Genomic DNA, 19,583 nt, shown 5'->3' with positions numbered 1-19,583 from the left:
CTAACCTTCACAGTCACTTGTGGCTGTCCCACGACCCCAACGGTAAAAACCATTGGTTTAGGCTCTTCCCCTTTCGCTCACCACTACTCAGGGAATCTCTGTTTGATTTCTTTTCCTCGAGCTACTAAGATGTTTCAGTTCGCCCGGTTGGCTCGTGCTGACCTATAGATTCAGTCAGCCGTACTAGGGGTTGCCCCATTCGGACACCTTCGGATCAATGCTTGTTTCCAGCTCCCCGAAGCGTTTCGCCGGTAGCCGCGTCCTTCTTCGCCTCTGCGTGCCTAGGTATCCACCATTAGCCCTTTGTAGCTTGACCACATTGGCTTGATTCATATCCTCGATTTCTCGAAAATGGATACACCTTTGATTCGGTTTCTATGTAATTTTCTAGGTTCATTCTGGACAGATTCTGTCCAGCAGTCTGTCTGGTTCATTCCCAGTGCAGTTGCTTGACAGTGGTTGTCTTCTCTGGAGGTAAGCGGACTCGAACCGCTGACATCTGCCTTGCAAAGGCAGCGCTCTACCAACTGAGCTATACCCCCAAAAGCTGGCCGCTTTCAGAAAAGCGCTTGGGCGCTGACTGATGGCGGGGAGTGGGCCATCCTGGACTCGAACCAGGGACCTCACCCTTATCAGGGGTGCGCTCTAACCACCTGAGCTAATAGCCCATGTCCCGACCTGATGTTAGTTTGAAAGCCTTTTTGTTTGACCTCGAACGACCTGGGATATGAGAGTTATGATTGGTGCGTTTGGACTCAATTCATCTCTCAGGTCTCCCTAAAAAGGAGGTGATCCAGCCACACCTTCCGGTACGGCTACCTTGTTACGACTTCACCCCAGTCATCAGCCCTGCCTTCGGCATCCTCCTCCCCGAAGGGTTAGAGTAATGACTTCGGGCATGGCCAACTTCCATGGTGTGACGGGCGGTGTGTACAAGGCCCGGGAACGTATTCACCGCAGTATGCTGACCTGCGATTACTAGCGATTCCTCCTTCATGCTCTCGAGTTGCAGAGAGCAATCTGAACTGAGGATGGGTTTATGGGATTAGCTGGCTCTTGCGAGTTCGCTGCCCTTTGTCCCACCCATTGTAGTACGTGTGTAGCCCAGGACGTAAGGGGCATGATGACTTGACGTCATCCCCACCTTCCTCCGGTTTATCACCGGCAGTCTCCCTAGAGTGCCCAACTGAATGATGGCAACTAAGAACGAGGGTTGCGCTCGTTGCGGGACTTAACCCAACATCTCACGACACGAGCTGACGACAGCCATGCACCACCTGTGTTCGCGCTCCCGAAGGCACCCTCACCTTTCAGCGAGGTTCGCGACATGTCAAGCCCTGGTAAGGTTTTTCGCGTTGCATCGAATTAAACCACATACTCCACCGCTTGTGCGGGCCCCCGTCAATTCCTTTGAGTTTCACACTTGCGTGCGTACTCCCCAGGCGGGATACTTATCGCGTTAGCTGCGGCACTGTCTGGGTCGATACAGACAACACCTAGTATCCATCGTTTACGGCTAGGACTACTGGGGTATCTAATCCCATTCGCTCCCCTAGCTTTCGTCCCTGAGTGTCAGTTGCAGTCCAGTAGAGCGCTTTCGCCACTGGTGTTCTTCCCGATCTCTACGCATTTCACCGCTACACCGGGAATTCCCTCTACCCCTACTGCCCTCTAGTGGTGCAGTTTCCACGGCCTTTCTGGAGTTAAGCCCCAGTCTTTAACCGCCGACTTGCCCCACCACCTACGGACGCTTTACGCCCAATAATTCCGGATAACGCTTGCCTCCTCCGTATTACCGCGGCTGCTGGCACGGAGTTAGCCGAGGCTGATTCCTCAGGTACCGTCAGAACTTCTTCCCTGAGAAAAGGGGTTTACAACCCAAGAGCCTTCCTCCCCCACGCGGTCTTGCTCCGTCAGGCTTGCGCCCATTGCGGAAAATTCCCCACTGCTGCCTCCCGTAGGAGTCTGGGCCGTGTCTCAGTCCCAGTGTGGCTGCTCATCCTCTCAGACCAGCTACCGATCGCCGTCTTGGTAGGCCATTACCCCACCAACTAACTAATCGGCCGCGAGCTCATTCTCAGGCGATAAATCTTTTACCTTTCGGCACATTGGGTATTAGCAGCAGTTTCCCGCTGTTGTCCCCATCCTGAGTGCAGATTCTCACGTGTTACTCACCCGTCCGCCACTAAATCCCGAAGGATTCCGTTCGACTTGCATGTGTTAAGCAGACCGCCAGCGTTCATCCTGAGCCAGGATCAAACTCTCCATGTTGAAGAGGTTTGATGTGAGTTCTTTACCTCAAAAATTTTTGAGGGGAACTCGTGAAAAAAGGATTAACTTGACGAGATCCAACAAAATGTGATAGGCTTTCAAACTATTGAGTTATCGAGGTGCGGGGTGCCGTGGGTTGTTTTGTCCGTCAGGCACTTTATTAATCTAACAAACCTAAATCGGTTTGTCAACCCCTTTGACCAACTTTTTTTGAAAAAAATTTTTTTATCCCCCAAAACCATTGTCTGGTAAGCTTTTTGGGATTTTATATTTCTGAAAATATTTTTTTGAGGCCGATCGCTCGCTTCTACTTTTATGGGATCTAAAGTAAAAAGGAAGTGATTGTGGATCTTCCCCCCACATCGAAAGCCAGTAGGCAAATCAATTGAACGATATTCAGGAAAACCAATATTATGTGTGAAAAAACTTCTGAAAACTTTCCTAGCACTACAGCCGAGTTCGCTTCGCTGCCCACTTTGACTGTAGCCCCCAAACAAGTGATGCGGGGCTTTGGGATTCTGGCACAAGTAGGAGACATCTTGGCTAGGTTCGGCAGAAATTCTTTAATTATCGGGGGAGATTCCTCTCTGAGTGTCACCCTTTCAAGATTACAACCGGCCTTAGCCGCACAGCAGATCGTGACTCACCCAGGGTCTTATCGCCCGGATTGTAGCGAAGCCAGCCTTGCTAGGCTGATGGCAGCGGTGGAGAGGCATCAAGCAGATTTCATTATTGGGACTGGGGGTGGTAAATCTCTGGATATGGCGAAACTGGTTGCCCACCGTTGTAATTTGCCTGTGGTGACTATTCCCTCATCGGCGGCTACCTGTGCGGCTTGGACGGCTTTGTCTAATATATATAGCGATCGCGGGGCGTTTCTTTACGATGTGCCTCTGGATGGTGGTTGTCCTGATTTGCTGATTTTGGATTACGAGTTAATTGCTACAGCGCCGAAACGGACTTTAGTGGCCGGAATTGGGGATGCGATCGCTAAATGGTATGAAGCCTCAGTGAGTAGCGGTCATTCTGAGCAAACTTTATTAGTAGCTGCCGTACAACAAGCGCGAGTGCTTCGGGATATTCTTTTGCAAAAATCCGCCGCTGCCCTGGAACAACCGGGGAGCGAAGTCTGGCGGGAAGTAGTAGACGCCACTGTTTTACTGGCCGGTGCGATCGGCGGACTAGGGGGCGCTCAATGTCGCACCGTCGGCGCTCATGCGGTTCATAATGGTTTAACTCATGTGGATCCAAAACATCACACATTGCATGGAGAAAAAGTAGCCTACGGCATTTTGGTGCAATTGCGTCTGGAAGAAATGGTGCAAAACAACCAACTAGCTGCCACTGCTAGACAGCAGCTTTTGAAATTTTATGGGGAAATTGGTTTGCCAGCAACGTTAGATGACCTGGGGCTGGAAAATATTACTCTAAAAGATTTGAAAGGGGCGGCAGAAATATCTTGTGGTCCTAATTCTGATATTCATCGATTGCCTTTTCCGGTGGTTCCCGATCAACTCCTGGCGGCAATGGTGTCAACAACGGCGACCGTAGAACGTTTAGGCAATAGTCAATCTGTAGAGCGTGTAGGGAGTTTTCCAAAAGAATGATCTAGTGGTCAATAAGTAAATCATCAGAGATTAGGGGAAGTAACTCCGCAAATTGCGCTAAATCCCTTCACCCTTAAATCACCCTTAAATTTTACCACAAAGTCTATTCAAAGGCGAATAGGCTTTTTTTTACGTTTAATTTTAATATTAAAAACAGTTGAGTTTTGGATGTTGAGAATTGTGGGACAGTTCACAACTGTAACTGTTGCATTGATTGTAGTCCGTAACGGACTCTTTTGGCTGTGGCTATCAGTTTCAAATAGGCCTACAGGTGACGATTATGATTTAATTGATATTAATTATAGTGGCTATGATTAAGATTAATTTTTTTTCAGGAAATATAAAAATTAATATATTTTCAGTTTTTTTGTTTAAAGTTAAAAAAATTATTGGCAGACATTAAAAATAATTAACAAAATTTAATACTTAATTGAAGTTTAATTAATGTTTATTTAACATACAAATTATCTGTGATTCTGTTAGATAGAAGATGTGACTTAAAATTTATCTATGGATCGCTTTCTAAGTAAAACATCATTCGGCGCTATAACTGCGCTATGACTTCACCTATTCCTGTTAAAGCCAAAATGATGGCGGCGATCGCCTAGGGTGAAAAAACCGGGTTTCTCTCCCAAACTTAATTGCGCCGAATAACCGCTGGCAGAGAAACCCGGTTTTTTTGAAAAACCGGGTTTTTTTGAACACTATTTGCCAATACAGAAGCGGCTAAATATTCGATCAAGCACGGATTCGGTGACTTCTTCCCCAGTGATTTCTCCTAATGCTTGAATGGCTCCGCGTAGGTCAATTGTCCAGAAGTCAAGGGGCAAACTATCGGCAATGGTTGATTGGACTTGTTTGAGGGCGGTGTAAGCGCGAGTTAAGGCAGCGGCTTGCCGTTGATTAATAGTTAATTCTAAGTTGGCGGCTTGTATGTCACCCAGATTGACGGCTTTTAATATGGCATTTTCTAAGTCTTCGATACCTTGCCCATAAAAAAGATCGAACCGGGTAGCGGAGGTGCCGATCGCCTCTACAGAAGTCTTAGCATCAAGAATACCCTCCGGCAAACTGGGCAATTTTTCTACTAAGTCTATTTTATTGATGACGATAATCAGAGGACGATGTTTAACTTGGGTATAAATTTCGGCATCGGCTGATGTCCAACCAGCGGTGGCGTCAATGGTAAAAATCACTAAATCCGCAGCTTGGGCAGCGCGTCGCGATCGCTCTACGCCAATTTTTTCTACTTGGTCGTCGGTTTCGCGAATTCCCGCCGTATCGAGAACTTGCACGGGAATGCCTTTAACCACCAGTTGAGATTCCACAACATCGCGGGTGGTGCCTGGAAGATCCGTGACAATGGCGCGATCGCTCCGACTCCAAGCATTTAATAAACTGGACTTGCCCACATTTGGTCGCCCGACAATCGCGACTTTTAACCCAGACCGCAAGAGTTCTCCCTGATGCGCTGTAGCCAATATTCTGGACATTTCTGCCAAAATGTTGTCTATGTTGGCGATAATTTCTGGCTCGTTTAACGGCGGTAAATCCTCCTCAAAATCAATCCGGGCTTCAATTTCTGCCAGAATATCTAAGCAACAGGCGCGGAGTTGCCGGATCGGTTGGGTTAATTTACCTTGTAAACCAGCCAGTGCCGTTTGAGCCGCAGTCGCTGAACGGGCCATGACTAAATCAGCAATACTTTCCGCTTGAGTCAGGTCAATGCGTCCATTCAAAAAAGCTCGCAGACTAAACTCTCCAGGATTAGCCAGTCTAGCTCCTTGTTCTAGGCAAAGCTGCAAAACTTGTTGCACGGGAATAATCCCACCGTGACAGTGAAATTCCACCACATCTTCGCGGGTATAAGACCGGGGTGGTTTCATGATCAGAAGCAGAGCTTCGTCTACCACTTGTTGCGTTTGAGGATGGCAAATGTAGCCGTATAAGATGCGGTGACTTTCCCAGGGCTGAGATCCGGGAGCATGAAATAAAGTCCTCGCGATCGCCAAAGCATCGGTTCCAGATAATCGGACTATGCCAATGCTCCCTTGTTGTGGGACAATTGCTGTGGCGATCGCGGCGATCGTATCTCCTTGACTAAAATCTCTGGACATTCTGGACATATTTTTCCCTGTTTGCCAATGGTCAACTTTCATGGTAAATCCGACCGCCGTGGTCAGCATCAAATTCTCAAATTGAATACAATATAAACATCACCACCAAACATAGCGCAGGGTGCCGCAATGATTGGCCAACTATTAGATAGAAGATATCGCATTGAGAAAAAATTAGGTTCCAATGGTTTGGGACAAACCTATTTGGCTGTGGATACTCATCGGCCTGGGGAACCAAAATGCATTGTCAAACAACTACTTCTTCCCAGAAATCAGGGTAAATCCATAGAAATTATCGAATTGATTTTAAAGAAAAAAGTAGAATTTTTAGAAAGACTTGGCAAACACAACCAAATTCCCCAATTATTAGCGTTTTTCCAAGAGAACAAAGAATTTTATTTAGTCGAAGAGTTTATTACAGGTCATTCCCTGGTGGATGAAATTGGCCACGGGATACCCATGCCCGAAGACCAGCTATGTAAACTGTTGCAGGAAATTTTGGAAATATTAATTTTTGTTCACGGACATGGGATCGTGCATCGCCAGGTGACGGCAGAGAACTTAATTAGACGGAGTTCTGATGGTAAATTGGTGTTGATTAATTTTGGGCTGGTGCAAGATAAAGATATTAATACTCAATTGCTAAAAACTTATAGGGAATCTTCAGAGAATGACTCTGAAAATATCGATAGTCAACTGGTGTTAGAATTTGGCCAAAGTCAGTCAACCAGTAGCGATATTTACGGATTGGGTTTAATTGCAATTCAAGCCCTGACGGGCTTGCAGGGAAAAGATTTAATCCAGATATCGGATCATCAAAATCCCCAAAATCCAATTTTGGCATGGCACGATCAGGTCAAAGCCAGACCCCAAGTAGTGAGTATGCTGGATAAAATGGTGCATTCAAATCCAGAGGAGCGGTATCAGTCAGCCCCGGAAGTTTTGGCGGCTTTGAAAAAGTTAAAAGTACCACCATCAAAGCTTCAGCCCGGATCAATCCCCGTGCCACCACCGCCCCCCCCAGTTGCCCAATTAAAAGGGGTGGCGCGGGTGGCTCCACGTCCGATTGATTTAACTCAACCGGAAAACTTGGCAATTTCATCGAAGATGTCTGGGTCAAAGGTGAGAAGCCTAAAAATGATGATGGCCGTAGGACTGCTAATTTTTATCTGCGGCTGGGCTGGGTGGCTATATAAGAAAAATTATACGAATCAGCGGATTGCCGAGTTAAAAAGTATTGCCCAAGAACGAGCCGCAAGTGGGGATCGACAGGCGGCGATTCAACAATTTACTCAAGCAATATCTCTGAAACCTACGGCAGAATCTTATTATCAAAGAGCCAATGCTCAATTAGACCTGGGTAATTATCAAGCAGCGGTTGAAGACTATACGGCGGCTTTGGCAAAAGATCCCAATTATGTAGCAGCTTATTTTAATCGGGGATTGGCTTATTTAAAATTAAATCAATTTAAGGCAGCAGTTGATGATTATACTAAGGCGATCGAGAATAATTCTCAGGATGCAGATGCTTATTATCAAAGAGGTTTGGCTTATCATCGCCTGAAAAATTATCCAGCGGCGATCGCGGATTATACTCAGGTGATTCAGTTGAATCCTGAAGATGCTACAGCTTTTACCAATCGGGGATTGTCATATTCAGCCGCCGATAACAAACAAAGCGCGATCGCGGATTATACTCAGGCGATTAGATTAAATCCGAATGATGCTCAAGCCTATTATAGTCGCGGTAGAGCTAGGTTTTTTTTGGCAGATTATCAGGGGGCAATGGAGGATTATACTGAAGCATTAAGAATTACTCCCGATGATGCCGATATCTATGTGAATCGTTGTGGGGCTTATTTGAATTTGGCGCAGTACGATCGGGCGATCGCAGATTGTACTCAGGCGATTCAACTAAATGCCGAATATCCTGAAGCTTATAGTAATCGTTGTCTGGCTTATACGAATTTACAAAAATATCCAGAGGCGATCAACGATTGTACCCAGGCGATCGCTCTAGAACCTAACGGGGCAAAAGCTTATACTAATCGAGGAATGGCTCGTGCTGCGGCCAATGATTTTCAAGGGGCGATTGATGATTACACTCAAGCGATTAGATTAGCGCCGAATGATGCGGTAGCTTATGGTAATCGTGGGACGGTGTATTACGATTTAAACCAATATCCCGAAGCGCTGTTAGACTATACTCAAGCAATCAGATTAAAAGAAGATTATGACCTGGCTTACTATAAACGGGGTCTGATTCGGGTGCAACTCAAAGATACGGCTGGGGCGATCGCTGATTTCCAAACAGCAGGCAAGCTTTGTCTTGATCGGGGGAGAACAGGTTGCTACCATGATGCTCAGTATCAAATTAATTTATTGCAGCAAAATAAACCATAAAAACAGTGCCACAATAAGTAATATTCATTTATTTAGTGATAATCTAGTGACCTCCGGCCAATTTTTAGCTAAACGCTACCGCATTATTGAATTTATCGGCTCTGGGGCTTTTGGCACCACTTATTTAGCGGTGGATACTCGTCTACCAGGAAACCCGACTTGTGTGGTGAAACAACTTTTGCCAACTCCGAAAATAGGCAAAAATTTGAAAACTGCCCAGCGTCGATTTAGCCGAGAAGCTAAAATTTTAGAAAAACTGGGAAAACACCCTCATATTCCTCAACTTTTTGCATATTTTGAGGAAAATCAACAATTTTATTTAGTGGAAGAATATATTGCGGGTTATCCTCTGACTAGCGAGTTAACCTTGGGATGGAAATGGAGTGATCTAAATACGATCAACTTAATCCAAGAAATCTTAGAAATCCTATCATTTATCCACAGTAATGGCGTGATTCACCGAGATATTAAACCCTCGAATATTATCCGCCGACAGTCAGATGGTCAGTTATTTTTAATCGATTTTGGCGCGGTTAAAGAAATCAATGAAGGGGATGCTTCATCTCAGACTAGAACAATGGCCACGGGTACTCCTGCTTATATGCCCCTTGAGCAATTTCAAGGCAATCCAAAACCCAACAGCGATATTTATGCCGTGGGGATGATTGCCATTCAAGCATTAACTGGGGTTCACCCCCGCGAACTGCCAATGATTAAAAATATGGATCAGGTTAGTAGTGGTTCTTTTCACTGGAAACAATTGGCAAAAGTTGACATAGAATTTACCAAACTTATTGATAAAATGATTTTGGATGATTATCATTTACGCTATCAATCTACTACAGAAGTTTTAGCTGATTTAGAAAAAATTAAATATCGGTTTGGATCAGGTAATTTGGGCAAAAAAAATGTAGATTATAATTTTGAAACAGATGAGTCTACTTTACAGGATGCTGATGAATATTTTGAAGATAAAAAAAATAATTTATCAAGTAAAATTACAGATACAAATTTTTTTAGCCATAGCAAAAATAGCCATAATTTTCTGAAAAAAAGTTTTATAAGTAGATTAAAAAAAAATCAGGTAATTTCGGGCAAATTAATTTTGATTATGGCAGGGGGTTTGACGATAGGCTTTTCAGTTTTTTTATGGGAAAATTTGGTTAGTTTAGAAGCTAAAAGACTGTATAATCAAGCGGTGGAAAAGGCAAAAAATGGCAAAAATGAAGCGGCGATCGCAGATTTGAATCAAGCCATTAAATTATTACCCAACTATGAATCCGCCTATTATAGTCGCGGGAGAATTCGTTTTCAAATGGGAGATTATTCAGGGTCGATCGCAGATTATAGTCAGACGATTAAATTGAATCCCCAAGATGCTGGGGCTTATGCTAACCGCTGTGTAGCTTATCGATATTTGTCTGATTTTTCCGCCGCGATCGCCGACTGTTCCTATGCTATTAAACTTAATCCCAATTATGCGGATGCATTAGCAAATCGCTGTCTGGCATTGATTGGGATTGGGGATAAAAAATCCCTAGCCGCATCTTTAGCAGACTGTAATCAGGCGATCGCCTTGAATTCGTCTCAATATGATGCTTATTATGGCCGAGGTTTAATTTATCAAACCTTGGGAGAACTCAATCATGCGATCGCTGATTATACCCAGGCAATTACATATAATCCTAATTTGGCGGCAGCTTATTATTATCGCGGTCTGGCAAGATTGAAATTAAATCATCGCCAAAACGCCGAGAGTGATTTTCAGAAAGCGGCTGAACTCTGTGAATTGCCCACGGTTGAATGTGATATCGATCCCAAGGCGAAACTGGAAAAGTTACAGTAAATTGGGGAGCGGCGGTTCGGCTTCGCTCACCGTGCGGGGGACCGGCGGTTCGGCCCTTCGGCTGCGCTCAGGACAGGCTTCGCTCACCGTGCGGGGGAGAGAGTGAATAGTGAATAGTAAATAGTAAATAGTAAATAGTAAATAGTGATATTTCTTTTGTACGGGCGTCCTTGCGAAGCATAATCCGTCAGGCTATATGGCCAGAAAGCCCCTACGACTTTTAACTTTTAACTTTTCACTTATAAATTTCCCCGTTCCCTGATAACCGTTCCTCGTTCCCCAACAAACAAAGAATCCCTACCCAAAAACCAACAAACAACAACCAACAAATAACCATGAACAAAGATAGATTATTTATCGAGAGAATTATCCCAGTGAAACTGTTAAATCAACAGGTGGCTTATGAACATGGGGGCAATCCATTTAAAGGACTACATCGCTGGTATTCTCGGAAGCCGTTATCTTTCTCTCGCGCTTCGGTTTTGGCTTCTCTGTTGCCAGAGGATATCTCATTAGATGAGTTTGAATATTTACTGGGATTACATCCAGAATGGGAGGGGTTAAAACCTGATGCTAATTTGCGACTTTATAAAGTGCCCCCAGGATATTTTAGAGTAGGGAAAGTCCATGATTATTGTGAGAGAGTTTGGGGCAACCGAAACCCTACAGTTTTAGATGCTTTTGCTGGTGGGGGGAGTATTCCTTTTGAAGCGGCTAGATATGGGTTAAATGTGTTAGCTTCGGATTTGAATCCGGTGGCAGTTGTGACTATGAAAGCTGCAATGGAATATCCGGTAAAATTTGGACCCGATTTACAAGTGGATATTGACCGTTGGGTGAAGTGGGTCGGGGATGAAGCGGAGAAAAGATTAGCGGAATTTTTCCCTTCAACCCCCAAAAGTGAGGAAGTTGTGCAAAATTATTTATGGGCACATACTGTAGTTTGTCCTAGTTGTCAGTCTGTGGTGCCATTAAGTCCTAATTGGTGGTTAAGTAAAACAAGTAACTATGCTGGAAAAGGACAAGCTAGAAAAGTTAAGAGTGATTGGTACGCGGTGAAACCAATTCACAATCTGACAGAAAAGCGGGTTAATTTTGAGTTAATTAAGGGGAAAAAAGGGAAAGAAACAACGATTAAAACCGATGAGGACGAATACAATCCTGATGATTACAGTACGGTTAGTCGAGGAGTGGGTAGATGTCCTAATTGTGGCAATAATATTGAAAATAAAGTGATTATGCAAACTGCTAAGAAAACCGGATTAGGACATCAGTTATATGCAGTGGCTTATAAAAAAGGTAAAGGCAGCTTAGAATTTAGAATTCCTAATAATACTGACTTGAATGCTTGCGTTCAAGCTCAACAATACTTAGACCAAAATATAGATGATTTACAACATAAATTTTTAATTCCTATTGAATTTATTCCTGAAGGCAAAGATTTGGATGAACAAATCCGAATATTTTGTCCGACATGGAAAGATATGTTTAACCCGCGTCAGCTTTTAACCCTGGTGACTTATGTAGAAATTATCAACGAAGCGAAGGAGTTAATCCGGGCTGAATATGAACCAGAAAAAGTAGAGGCAATTTGCACTTATTTGGCTTTAGTATTAGATAGATGTGTTGATGCAAACTCTCGTTTAGCCCATTGGAGTGCAACCACGTCACAAATTCAACTCGCTAGTGGACAACACGCTTTAAATTTAATGTGGAATTATCCAGAAGTTAATGGAGTGACTCGCTTGTGGAATTGGTGCGTAGATGCCTTGACATATGACTACACTAAACTTTGTGAATTATTCGGCACAAAGTCCCACTCTCTCAGCTTACCGGGTATCCTAGAAACTGAACCCAAAAGCATTAAAATTGATGCGGCTTCGGCGGATAGCCTGTATCATATTGCCGATAAATCTGTGGATGCAATTGTCACTGACCCGCCCTATTATGCTACGATACAATATGCGGAACTTTCCGATTTTTTCTATGTTTGGATGAAACGGACGTTAGGGGATATTTTCCCCGAATTATTCTGGTCAGAACTCACGGATAAACACCGAGAAGCGGTCGCGAACCCGTCTCGTTTTCGGGATATGGGTACTTCAGCCGATGAATTAGCCGCCCAAGATTATGAGGCAAAAATGGCCTTGGCTTTTGGCGAATATTATCGAGTTTTGCGGGATGATGGGGTGATGACCGTACAATTTAATCATAAAGATTCCGGCGCCTGGGATGTGCTGACTAAATCATTAATTGATGCGGGTTTTGAAATTACCGCTTCTTGGTCTGTGAGCACAGAAAATCCCCAAAATTTACATCAAGCCCAGAAAAATTCTGTTTCTAGTACGGTGTTGCTAGTTTGCCGCAAACGCAACCCGAACGCTGAACCCGCTTGGTGGGATGATTTGCGCCCGGAAGTGGCTAATTTGGTAGAACAACGCGCCCCGGAATTTGAGGATAATGATATTACGGGAATCGATTTATATTTAAGTGCTTTTGGTCCGGCTTTAAATGTGTTTAGTCGGTCTTATCCCATTTATAATAGCAGTGGGGATGAAGTTCGCCCAGAGGTGGCTTTTGCGGAAGCCCGAAAAGCGATCGCAGCTTATCGTTTCCGCAAATTAGTCCAAACGGATACCCAGGGATTTGACTCTTTAACTCAATGGTATTTTTTGGCTTGGGATGCTTTTAAAGCCCGCGAATTTCCTTATGATGAAGCGCGACAATTAGCTTTAGCTATTGGCGGTTTTAATGTGTCCGATTTGGACAAAACTCATAAATTGCTAAGTGCTTCTGGAGGTACTTGTAAACTCTTAACTCCAACCCAACGATGGAAAAAACGGGCTTTTTCCACGGAAGCCAAAGATTTTTCTTGCCGTTATTTGGTGGATGGACTTCATGCCATTATCGCTATTTATGAGGAGGAAAAAGATATCCAAGCAGTCCGTAAGTTTATGCAAGATACCAATTTGGTGACTAATGATAATTTTATGAAGGCGATCGAGGTTGCTTTAAAGGCTATTCCCCGGATTGGGGAGGAGAAAAAACGCATCTCAGAAGAACGGAATTTGCTGGATTTGTGGTCAGCAATGGATGAGATTAAGGCTAAGGTGGTTTATGAACAATTGACGATTTTATGATTTCTGTAGGGGCAAAGTAGGGGCAAAGCATTCGGATAATTATCTTGATTGTAAAAAGCGAGAATTAACTGCCGGGTTCGGGCAAAGCATTCGGATAATTATCTTGATTGTAAAAAGCGAGAATTAACTGCCGGGTTCGGGCAAAGCATTCGGATAATTATCTTGATTGTAAAAAGCGAGAATTAACTGCCGGGTTCTGGCAAAGCATTCGGATAATTATCTTGATTGTAAAAAGCGAGAATTAACTGCCGGGTTCTGGCAAAGCATTCGGATAATTATCTTGATTGTAAAAAGCGAGAATTAACTGCCGGGTTCTGGCAAAGCATTCGGATAATTATCTTGATTGTAAAAAGCGAGAATTAACTGCCGGGTTCTGGCAAAGCATTCGGATAATTATCTTGATTGTAAAAAGCGAGAATTAACTGCCGGGTTCGGGCAAAGCATTCGGATAATTATCTTGATCGTAAAAAGCGAGAATTAACTGCCCGAATGCTTTGCCCCTACAAGCCCCTACCGGAAAAAACAAACAATTTATTACCCGAATGCTTCGCCCTAACATTCTTTGTTGATGGTTGTTTGTTGTTTGTTGGTGGTTATTTGTTGTTTGTTGTTTGTTGTTTGGTTGGTGATGTAGGGGCGCAATGCTTGCGCCCCTGCCCCTCCGCTCCCCTGCACGATTGGCGGCTCCTCCGCTCCCCTGCATCCCCGCTCCTCCGCTGCCCTACACCCTACACCCTAAAAAGCATCTCATCATTCGGTGACAATGATAAAAAAGAGTGGGCCACCAATATCTTGGGGAATACCCGCTTCGATTTGTTCTGGGGTGTAGGCGATCGCTTCTTGTAAAGAACTCAGTTCAATCTTGTCGTTGCGTTGCAGTCGATATAAGGCTTGATCCACTTCTTCGCGGGATAAGGGGGGTTGCAACTTCTGACGCAAATAAAAAATTGGTAAATAATTATCAGTGGCGAGTTCTCGGTCTAAATTTTGAATCATTTTCAAAATCTCTGCATCTGCGGGCCGATGATGATGGACTGATGCTGGATCGGAAAACTCGCTCTTGACTTCATCGATCGTTGGTGTGACCGCTAATTCTTTTTGCCGTAGGGATTTGCGGATAAAGCGCAGGTAGTTAGTGAGTAAATCTAAACTAATTACTGGTTCACTGCCACTGGGATTATATTCATCAGTGAGATATTCTGCCCCGCGTTCGGTCAGCCAAACCTCTTGGATTTTAGCTTTTTCAATTTTGATTAAGCCGCGATCGACTAAATTTTGGATTGTGGTTTGTCTAAGGGATACGGGAATGCTGGTTTCCGCCTCAATGGTCAAACCAGAAGCAGCAGCTTTGAGCAATTGGAGTTCCGCTGCGGAAATGGGTAATTGGCTGGTGTTGAGCGCTAAAAGCGCATGACCCGCAGGAGTGATACTAAATTCTGTGATTTCAGTGCTGTAGGCGACTAATTCGCGATCGCTCAGGGTGCGACAAATGCTATCTCGTTCACTGGCGCTAGTTTTGGGATTAGGTTTAATTTGACTAATTAGTCCCCGATAATTCGGAAACGCCAGTAATTTTAACAAAAATTTTAGCTCCACCACATTCATAATTATCCTCTAGTCCGAATAGCAACAACAATAAGTAGGTGAACATAATTAATTGCACTTTTCGTTCCCCGCCGATAGGCTTTGGATTCCCGTCGGAGTTTACCCCCGCGAAGGCGCGAAGCCTGCGCGAAGAGCGCTTAGGCGTGGGGCGGGAATGACAGCTTTTCTTACCATGGGGTCTGTGGTGAATTTATTTCTGCCCGTCTACTTATGAGAATTATTCCCATCATAGTTGATCATCCCACATCAACGAATAGCGATCGCTCCAACCCCCCTTTTTTAGAGTGCTTTTTATAATTTTGCCATAAGTATATTGATTGTTATTGATTGTTATTCAAATAAAAATATATTTACATCGTAAAAACACAAAAATATCTTTGAATTATTAGTAGGGTGGGCAAATTATTTTCCACCCTAAGTTGAAAATTAAAACCGACTATATATTTTTGATTTGATGAGGAATTTTCCTAATCAAATCGATGTAGGTCATTGGTATTTGAACAAAAAAAAATATCATCATCTCAGCGGCGAATCCGCCATAAAATGTGTTATAATATTCTCATACATTGATCCTCCCTAATTTAAGCCGAGTCGCTTTCGCGATCGCGAAAGCGAAATCGCACCGGGATCCTTTAGGGAAACAGAATCTCTAAAGATACACTCAAGGATTTAAAGAGATTTCCTGAAAATTCTTAAGTTTTATGAAAATTTTAATGCTTTCGTCTACCTTTCCCTATCCACCGAATCGTGGTGGGACAGAAATTAGAACTTTTAATCTGCTGAAATATTTACACCTGACTCAGCAACATCAGATTACTCTCGTCACCCAGCGCCATGCTACGGTGACGGATGCGGAGGTGAGGGAATTGCAGCAATGGGTGAGCGATTTAGTCATGTTTCCCTTGCCCAAGGATCCACAATCCCAAGGATTTGGCGGGAAATTAGGCCGGTTTGGTGTCTCATTACTCAAAGGCACCCCGCCCAATGTGTTGCAACGCTATTCTACCGAATTTCAGGCGTTTGTTGATCGGGCTGTGGAACAGAAACGATATCAGGTGATTACTTGCGAGCATAGTGTGAATGAGATTTATATTCGCCCTGAGTTTTGCCAGTCTGTAACCACGGTGGTGAATGTGCATAGTTCGGTTTATGGGTGGACGCGCAACCATTTGGAGATGGGAGCCAGCCAAAATACTCTGCGCGATCGCCTCTATTTGCCTTTACTGCTGAACTATGAAAAACGCTACAGCGCCAAATTCTCCCAAATTGTGGTGACAACTGAAGACGACCAGCAGCAATTTCAGGAGTTCGCCCCCGATGCCAATATTGCAGTGATTCCCAATGGGGTGGATTTAGACTTATTTCCCTACCGGCAAGGGGATCCGAGAAATCACCGCTTGGTGTTTACCGGGGCAATGGATGCTTCCCATAATATAGATGCGGCTCGCTTTTTTGCCGTGGAAGTGCTACCTTTACTCAAAAAGCATTATCCTGATGTGACGTTTGCCATTGTTGGCGATCGCCCAGTCCCAGAAGTCATGGATTTGCAAAGTATTCCCGGAGTGGTGGTGACAGGCAAGGTTGATTCTATGAGTGATGAACTCCATCGTTCTGCGGTTTGTGTGGTGCCTTTGCGAACCGGGTACGGGATTAAAAACAAAACCTTGGAAGCAATGGCTGCCGGGGTTCCCGTGGTGGCAAGCGATCGCGGTTTGGAAGGGCTAACCGTCGATGGGCCAAATGTTCCCCTCCGGGCATTAAGGGCTAATGGGATTTCTGAGTATGTTCACCAAATTAGCCGCTTATTTGATGACTCCAGTCTGAGAAAAAAGTTATCCTTGCAAGGGCGATCGCTAATTGAAAGCGAATATACTTGGAACACTGCTGGCAAGCTTTACGAGCAAGTCTTGTGTAAATTTTCTTTCACCTAAATTTCTACCAATTAAAAAAGTATCAAACTATCATCATCAGTCGAAGAACGGGGATTTCCAGCGCATGAACAATAATTTACGCTCTCGAATGTTTTCATCATCCGCATCTCTGGCACCGATTCGCCAGAGAACATCCCTCAACCCCGCCAGCCCAAAAAGACTCTCTAGACGACACCGACTGAGAAATTGGCAAATCGCATTGTCACCCATTTGGCGCAGCCAAACAGCCCTAGGTACAATTGCCGCATTCTCCAGTACCTTTTGCTTAATGGTTGGTGGGGTTTCCATGAGCTTAGAACTGATGATGAACCCAGAGGGTGTGAAGTGGTTGGAACCCTTGGTTCCCGCTTGGAGTCAGGTGCCTTTTGCGAACCGACAAGCCCCCCAGTCCCTTGAGGTGATTCAAGCCCAGATTTCCGCCCAAGGACTGATTCCCGCCCGACCTTTAGTCCTCGACAAGTTACCCAGTCCTCAAAGCAATGAAGGACTTTGGAGTTATGAAACCGGAATTCTCTTGCCGGTGATGGCTAGATGTTCTCAAACCAGTGGTGCCGAAGCCGAAGATTGTCAAAAAATTGTCCAGTTACAACTGTATTTGCAGGTGCGATCGCCCGATCACCCCGATGATGCTCAAGTTTATTATCAGAAAATTAGTGAACTGAACATTAATGGGCCGGCAGAATCTTATGTGATTAGCCAACTGAATGACTCATATATCAATGGGTCAAGTCAACCATTGCCTTTGACCCAGTTAGAAAGGTTTTACAGCAAAGCACCGAATACCGGCATTTGGTTTCAACTCAGTGGCCAAAAGACATATAAGGGCGAAAAAATTACCTTCGGCAAAATCGTTCACTACAATTACGAAACTCGTTACCTGAGTGAAATGATGCAGTGGGCTTCTCCCAATAACCAGCCCCCGGGCTGGCAAGAAGTTACCGGGGGCGGCCATCCCGAATTAATTATCGATCGCACCACGGGCATTGAGCCTAATTTAAGTATTTATCAAATCCAGCCGGTTAAGTTTGTGGTCAATCCCATTGAGCTTGAAGAAATTACTCTGAATACCCCAGGGATCAAAACTCAGGGATATCGAGATGCTTTATGGTTAGCCAGTACCGGGTTATGGTCACCCGCCTGGGAAATGATGGCTTATCAAAAACAAAGCCTGGAGAGTCTTGGTAATTGGACAGCGGCAGCCCAAGCACAAATGGATGTGGTTCGGTTTCATGCCCAAGTTAGCCAAGCCCAAGCAAATGCCCGTTGGCGTAACCCCAGTCAACAAGTCTTAATGGCTTTGGTGGATGGTCGCTGGACTCAAGCCCTGGAAATCTATGAGTCACAGTTGGCTTTGGGGAATACGATGAATGATTTGCTCAATACGGATCAGGTTGACTTGTGGGAACGGGTAGAGATGGCTTTGCGGGTCAATCCGAAAAATATTGATTTACAAGCTTGGGGGGCTTTAATTATTGCCGCCCAGGATGGGGAATGGCAAGCTAAAGATTGGTTGAATCAACAGTCAGCCAAAGAAGAAGATCGAGCACGGTTGCTGGATTTATTAGAAAAACGTTCCCAAGCGATCGAGCGCAACCAAAAGATTAAGAATCATCGCAGTCGCATTGTTGGCAATGGGTTAATTCTCGCTGAAATCAATCCCGAACAATGGCAGCCCGGAAACGGTGCGTCTATTTCTTTAGCCCCTGGGGAAATTTGGTATCAAATTCAAGTTATCGGATTTCACGATAGTGTCTTATGGCATGAATTTCCCTTTAATGACTTGCAACTGCCTCGTTACAAAAGCAGTGACTTTCTGTGGAAACACCTCGGTTTGCACAATGACCCCAATTTACAAATTATTGTCTGGATGCCAAATGGGGAACAGCAAACTGTCACTACCACCGTCAAAGCCATTCAATTCCAAAATGGTGTCTTGAATTTATTAGCTGCGGGAAAAGCCATCCCATCGGCGGATCCGACGACGATCGCCCTAACCGGCAGTGCGGAAATGTCTAAGCCTTTGGCGGTCTCTAATTCAGCCCTAGAATGGCGATCGCCCCGAAATCTGACCCTCAAACAACTAAACCAGCAAAATCCCCAATGGGTCAGTGCCATACTCCCGGTACTTTGGTATGAACTTCAGCTAGGAGGAGAAGTATTGCCCGGACTTCAGACCAGTCCCGAAATGATGCTGACCCAAATGAGTGATTGGTTGGTACAACTGATCGATCTCACCGGCAACGACAAACCGGAAGCCGTCTTGACCCTGAAACCTGACCCCACCCGTCAATATTCTCGCCCCCGCACTTTGATTTTAGAGGACACCGGGGTACTGATTTATAGCGAGCTTACCAGCGCCAAAGGTCAATCGGTGACAGGCATTGCTGAAGTTAAAGACGGCGGATTTACTGCCCTGGTGGTGGAAGGTTCTAAGGGCTATACTTTGCAGCGTTGGTCATCCGATCGCCGTCGGTTTGAATTTTAAACGAAATCTTCCCTCTACACCCTACAGCCTACACCCTACACCCTTGGTTGTTGGTTGTTGGTTGTGCGATCGGTGGTTGGGGAAAGACTACTCGTAGGGTGGGCAAATTCTTGCCCACCCTACCCCTGTGTTTTGTATCCTTCCTGACCGTGATCGTTACAAACGATACTAAATTTTG

8 protein-coding genes, 2 tRNA genes and 2 rRNA genes (1 of these 12 cut by a window edge) are annotated in these 19,583 nt (G+C 44.6%); 6 read left to right on the top strand and 6 right to left on the bottom strand.

The genetic code is table 11. The annotated features are described in order from the left end of the window. The 4 genes from ABWT76_RS02010 to ABWT76_RS01995 all read right to left on the bottom strand — a co-directional run. Window positions 1-316: ribosomal RNA gene (locus tag ABWT76_RS02010) — 23S ribosomal RNA — on the bottom strand; it reaches 2,570 nt to the left of the window's first position. 153 nt (window positions 317-469) lie between these two features. After that, window positions 470-542 (bottom strand) — tRNA-Ala (locus ABWT76_RS02005). 52 nt (window positions 543-594) lie between these two features. Beyond that, window positions 595-668, bottom strand: a tRNA-Ile gene (locus ABWT76_RS02000). A gap of 113 nt (window positions 669-781) precedes the next feature. Continuing rightward, window positions 782-2,271 (bottom strand): 16S ribosomal RNA (locus ABWT76_RS01995). Together the 16S and 23S rRNA genes with 2 tRNA genes alongside form the textbook arrangement of a ribosomal RNA operon. A gap of 413 nt (window positions 2,272-2,684) precedes the next feature. On the opposite strand from ABWT76_RS01995, the gene ABWT76_RS01990 reads away from it, so the two are divergent. Then, window positions 2,685-3,878 carry an iron-containing alcohol dehydrogenase family protein gene (locus ABWT76_RS01990; RefSeq protein ID WP_354635565.1) on the top strand — a complete coding sequence of 398 codons (1,194 nt, stop codon included), beginning with the start codon at window positions 2,685-2,687 and terminating at the stop codon, window positions 3,876-3,878. A 704-nt stretch (window positions 3,879-4,582) separates the two neighbouring features. On the opposite strand, the gene mnmE is transcribed toward ABWT76_RS01990, so the two are convergent. After that, window positions 4,583-5,995 carry a tRNA uridine-5-carboxymethylaminomethyl(34) synthesis GTPase MnmE gene (gene mnmE, locus ABWT76_RS01985; RefSeq protein ID WP_354636378.1) on the bottom strand — a complete coding sequence of 471 codons (1,413 nt, stop codon included), beginning with the start codon at window positions 5,993-5,995 and terminating at the stop codon, window positions 4,583-4,585. 129 nt (window positions 5,996-6,124) lie between these two features. On the opposite strand from mnmE, the gene ABWT76_RS01980 reads away from it, so the two are divergent. The 3 genes from ABWT76_RS01980 (at window position 6,125) to ABWT76_RS01970 (ending at window position 13,384) form a co-directional block, all read left to right on the top strand. Continuing rightward, window positions 6,125-8,398 carry a serine/threonine-protein kinase gene (locus ABWT76_RS01980; protein ID WP_054470243.1) on the top strand — a complete coding sequence of 758 codons (2,274 nt, stop codon included), beginning with the start codon at window positions 6,125-6,127 and terminating at the stop codon, window positions 8,396-8,398. 46 nt (window positions 8,399-8,444) lie between these two features. Then, window positions 8,445-10,244 (top strand): serine/threonine-protein kinase, encoded by a 1,800-nt coding sequence (locus tag ABWT76_RS01975; protein WP_354635564.1) that lies wholly within the window; start codon window positions 8,445-8,447, stop codon window positions 10,242-10,244. A gap of 335 nt (window positions 10,245-10,579) precedes the next feature. Then, on the top strand, window positions 10,580-13,384 hold the full coding sequence (locus tag ABWT76_RS01970) for a DUF1156 domain-containing protein (protein WP_354635563.1): 2,805 nt from the start codon (window positions 10,580-10,582) through the stop codon (window positions 13,382-13,384). Window positions 13,385-14,134: 750 nt separating this feature from the next. On the opposite strand, the gene ABWT76_RS01965 is transcribed toward ABWT76_RS01970, so the two are convergent. After that, the gene (locus tag ABWT76_RS01965; RefSeq protein ID WP_354635562.1) at window positions 14,135-14,989 is read right to left on the bottom strand and encodes a hypothetical protein; all 855 of its coding nucleotides are present in this window, start codon (window positions 14,987-14,989) and stop codon (window positions 14,135-14,137) included. Between the two features lie 701 nt (window positions 14,990-15,690). On the opposite strand from ABWT76_RS01965, the gene ABWT76_RS01960 reads away from it, so the two are divergent. Together ABWT76_RS01960 and ABWT76_RS01955 are read left to right on the top strand one after the other, a co-directional pair. Beyond that, on the top strand, window positions 15,691-16,920 hold the full coding sequence (locus ABWT76_RS01960; protein WP_054470258.1) for a glycosyltransferase: 1,230 nt from the start codon (window positions 15,691-15,693) through the stop codon (window positions 16,918-16,920). 64 nt (window positions 16,921-16,984) lie between these two features. Continuing rightward, entirely contained in the window at window positions 16,985-19,405 is a 2,421-nt protein-coding gene (locus ABWT76_RS01955) for a hypothetical protein (RefSeq protein ID WP_156332128.1), read from the top strand. Window positions 19,406-19,583 lie beyond the last annotated feature (178 nt).

Origin of the sequence: Planktothricoides raciborskii GIHE-MW2, assembly GCF_040564635.1 — a bacterium.
Classification (GTDB): Bacteria; Cyanobacteriota; Cyanobacteriia; order Cyanobacteriales; family Laspinemataceae; genus Planktothricoides; species Planktothricoides raciborskii.
Note: the sequence above shows the minus strand (reverse complement) of the source record. Positions and strands in the feature narration are given on the sequence as shown.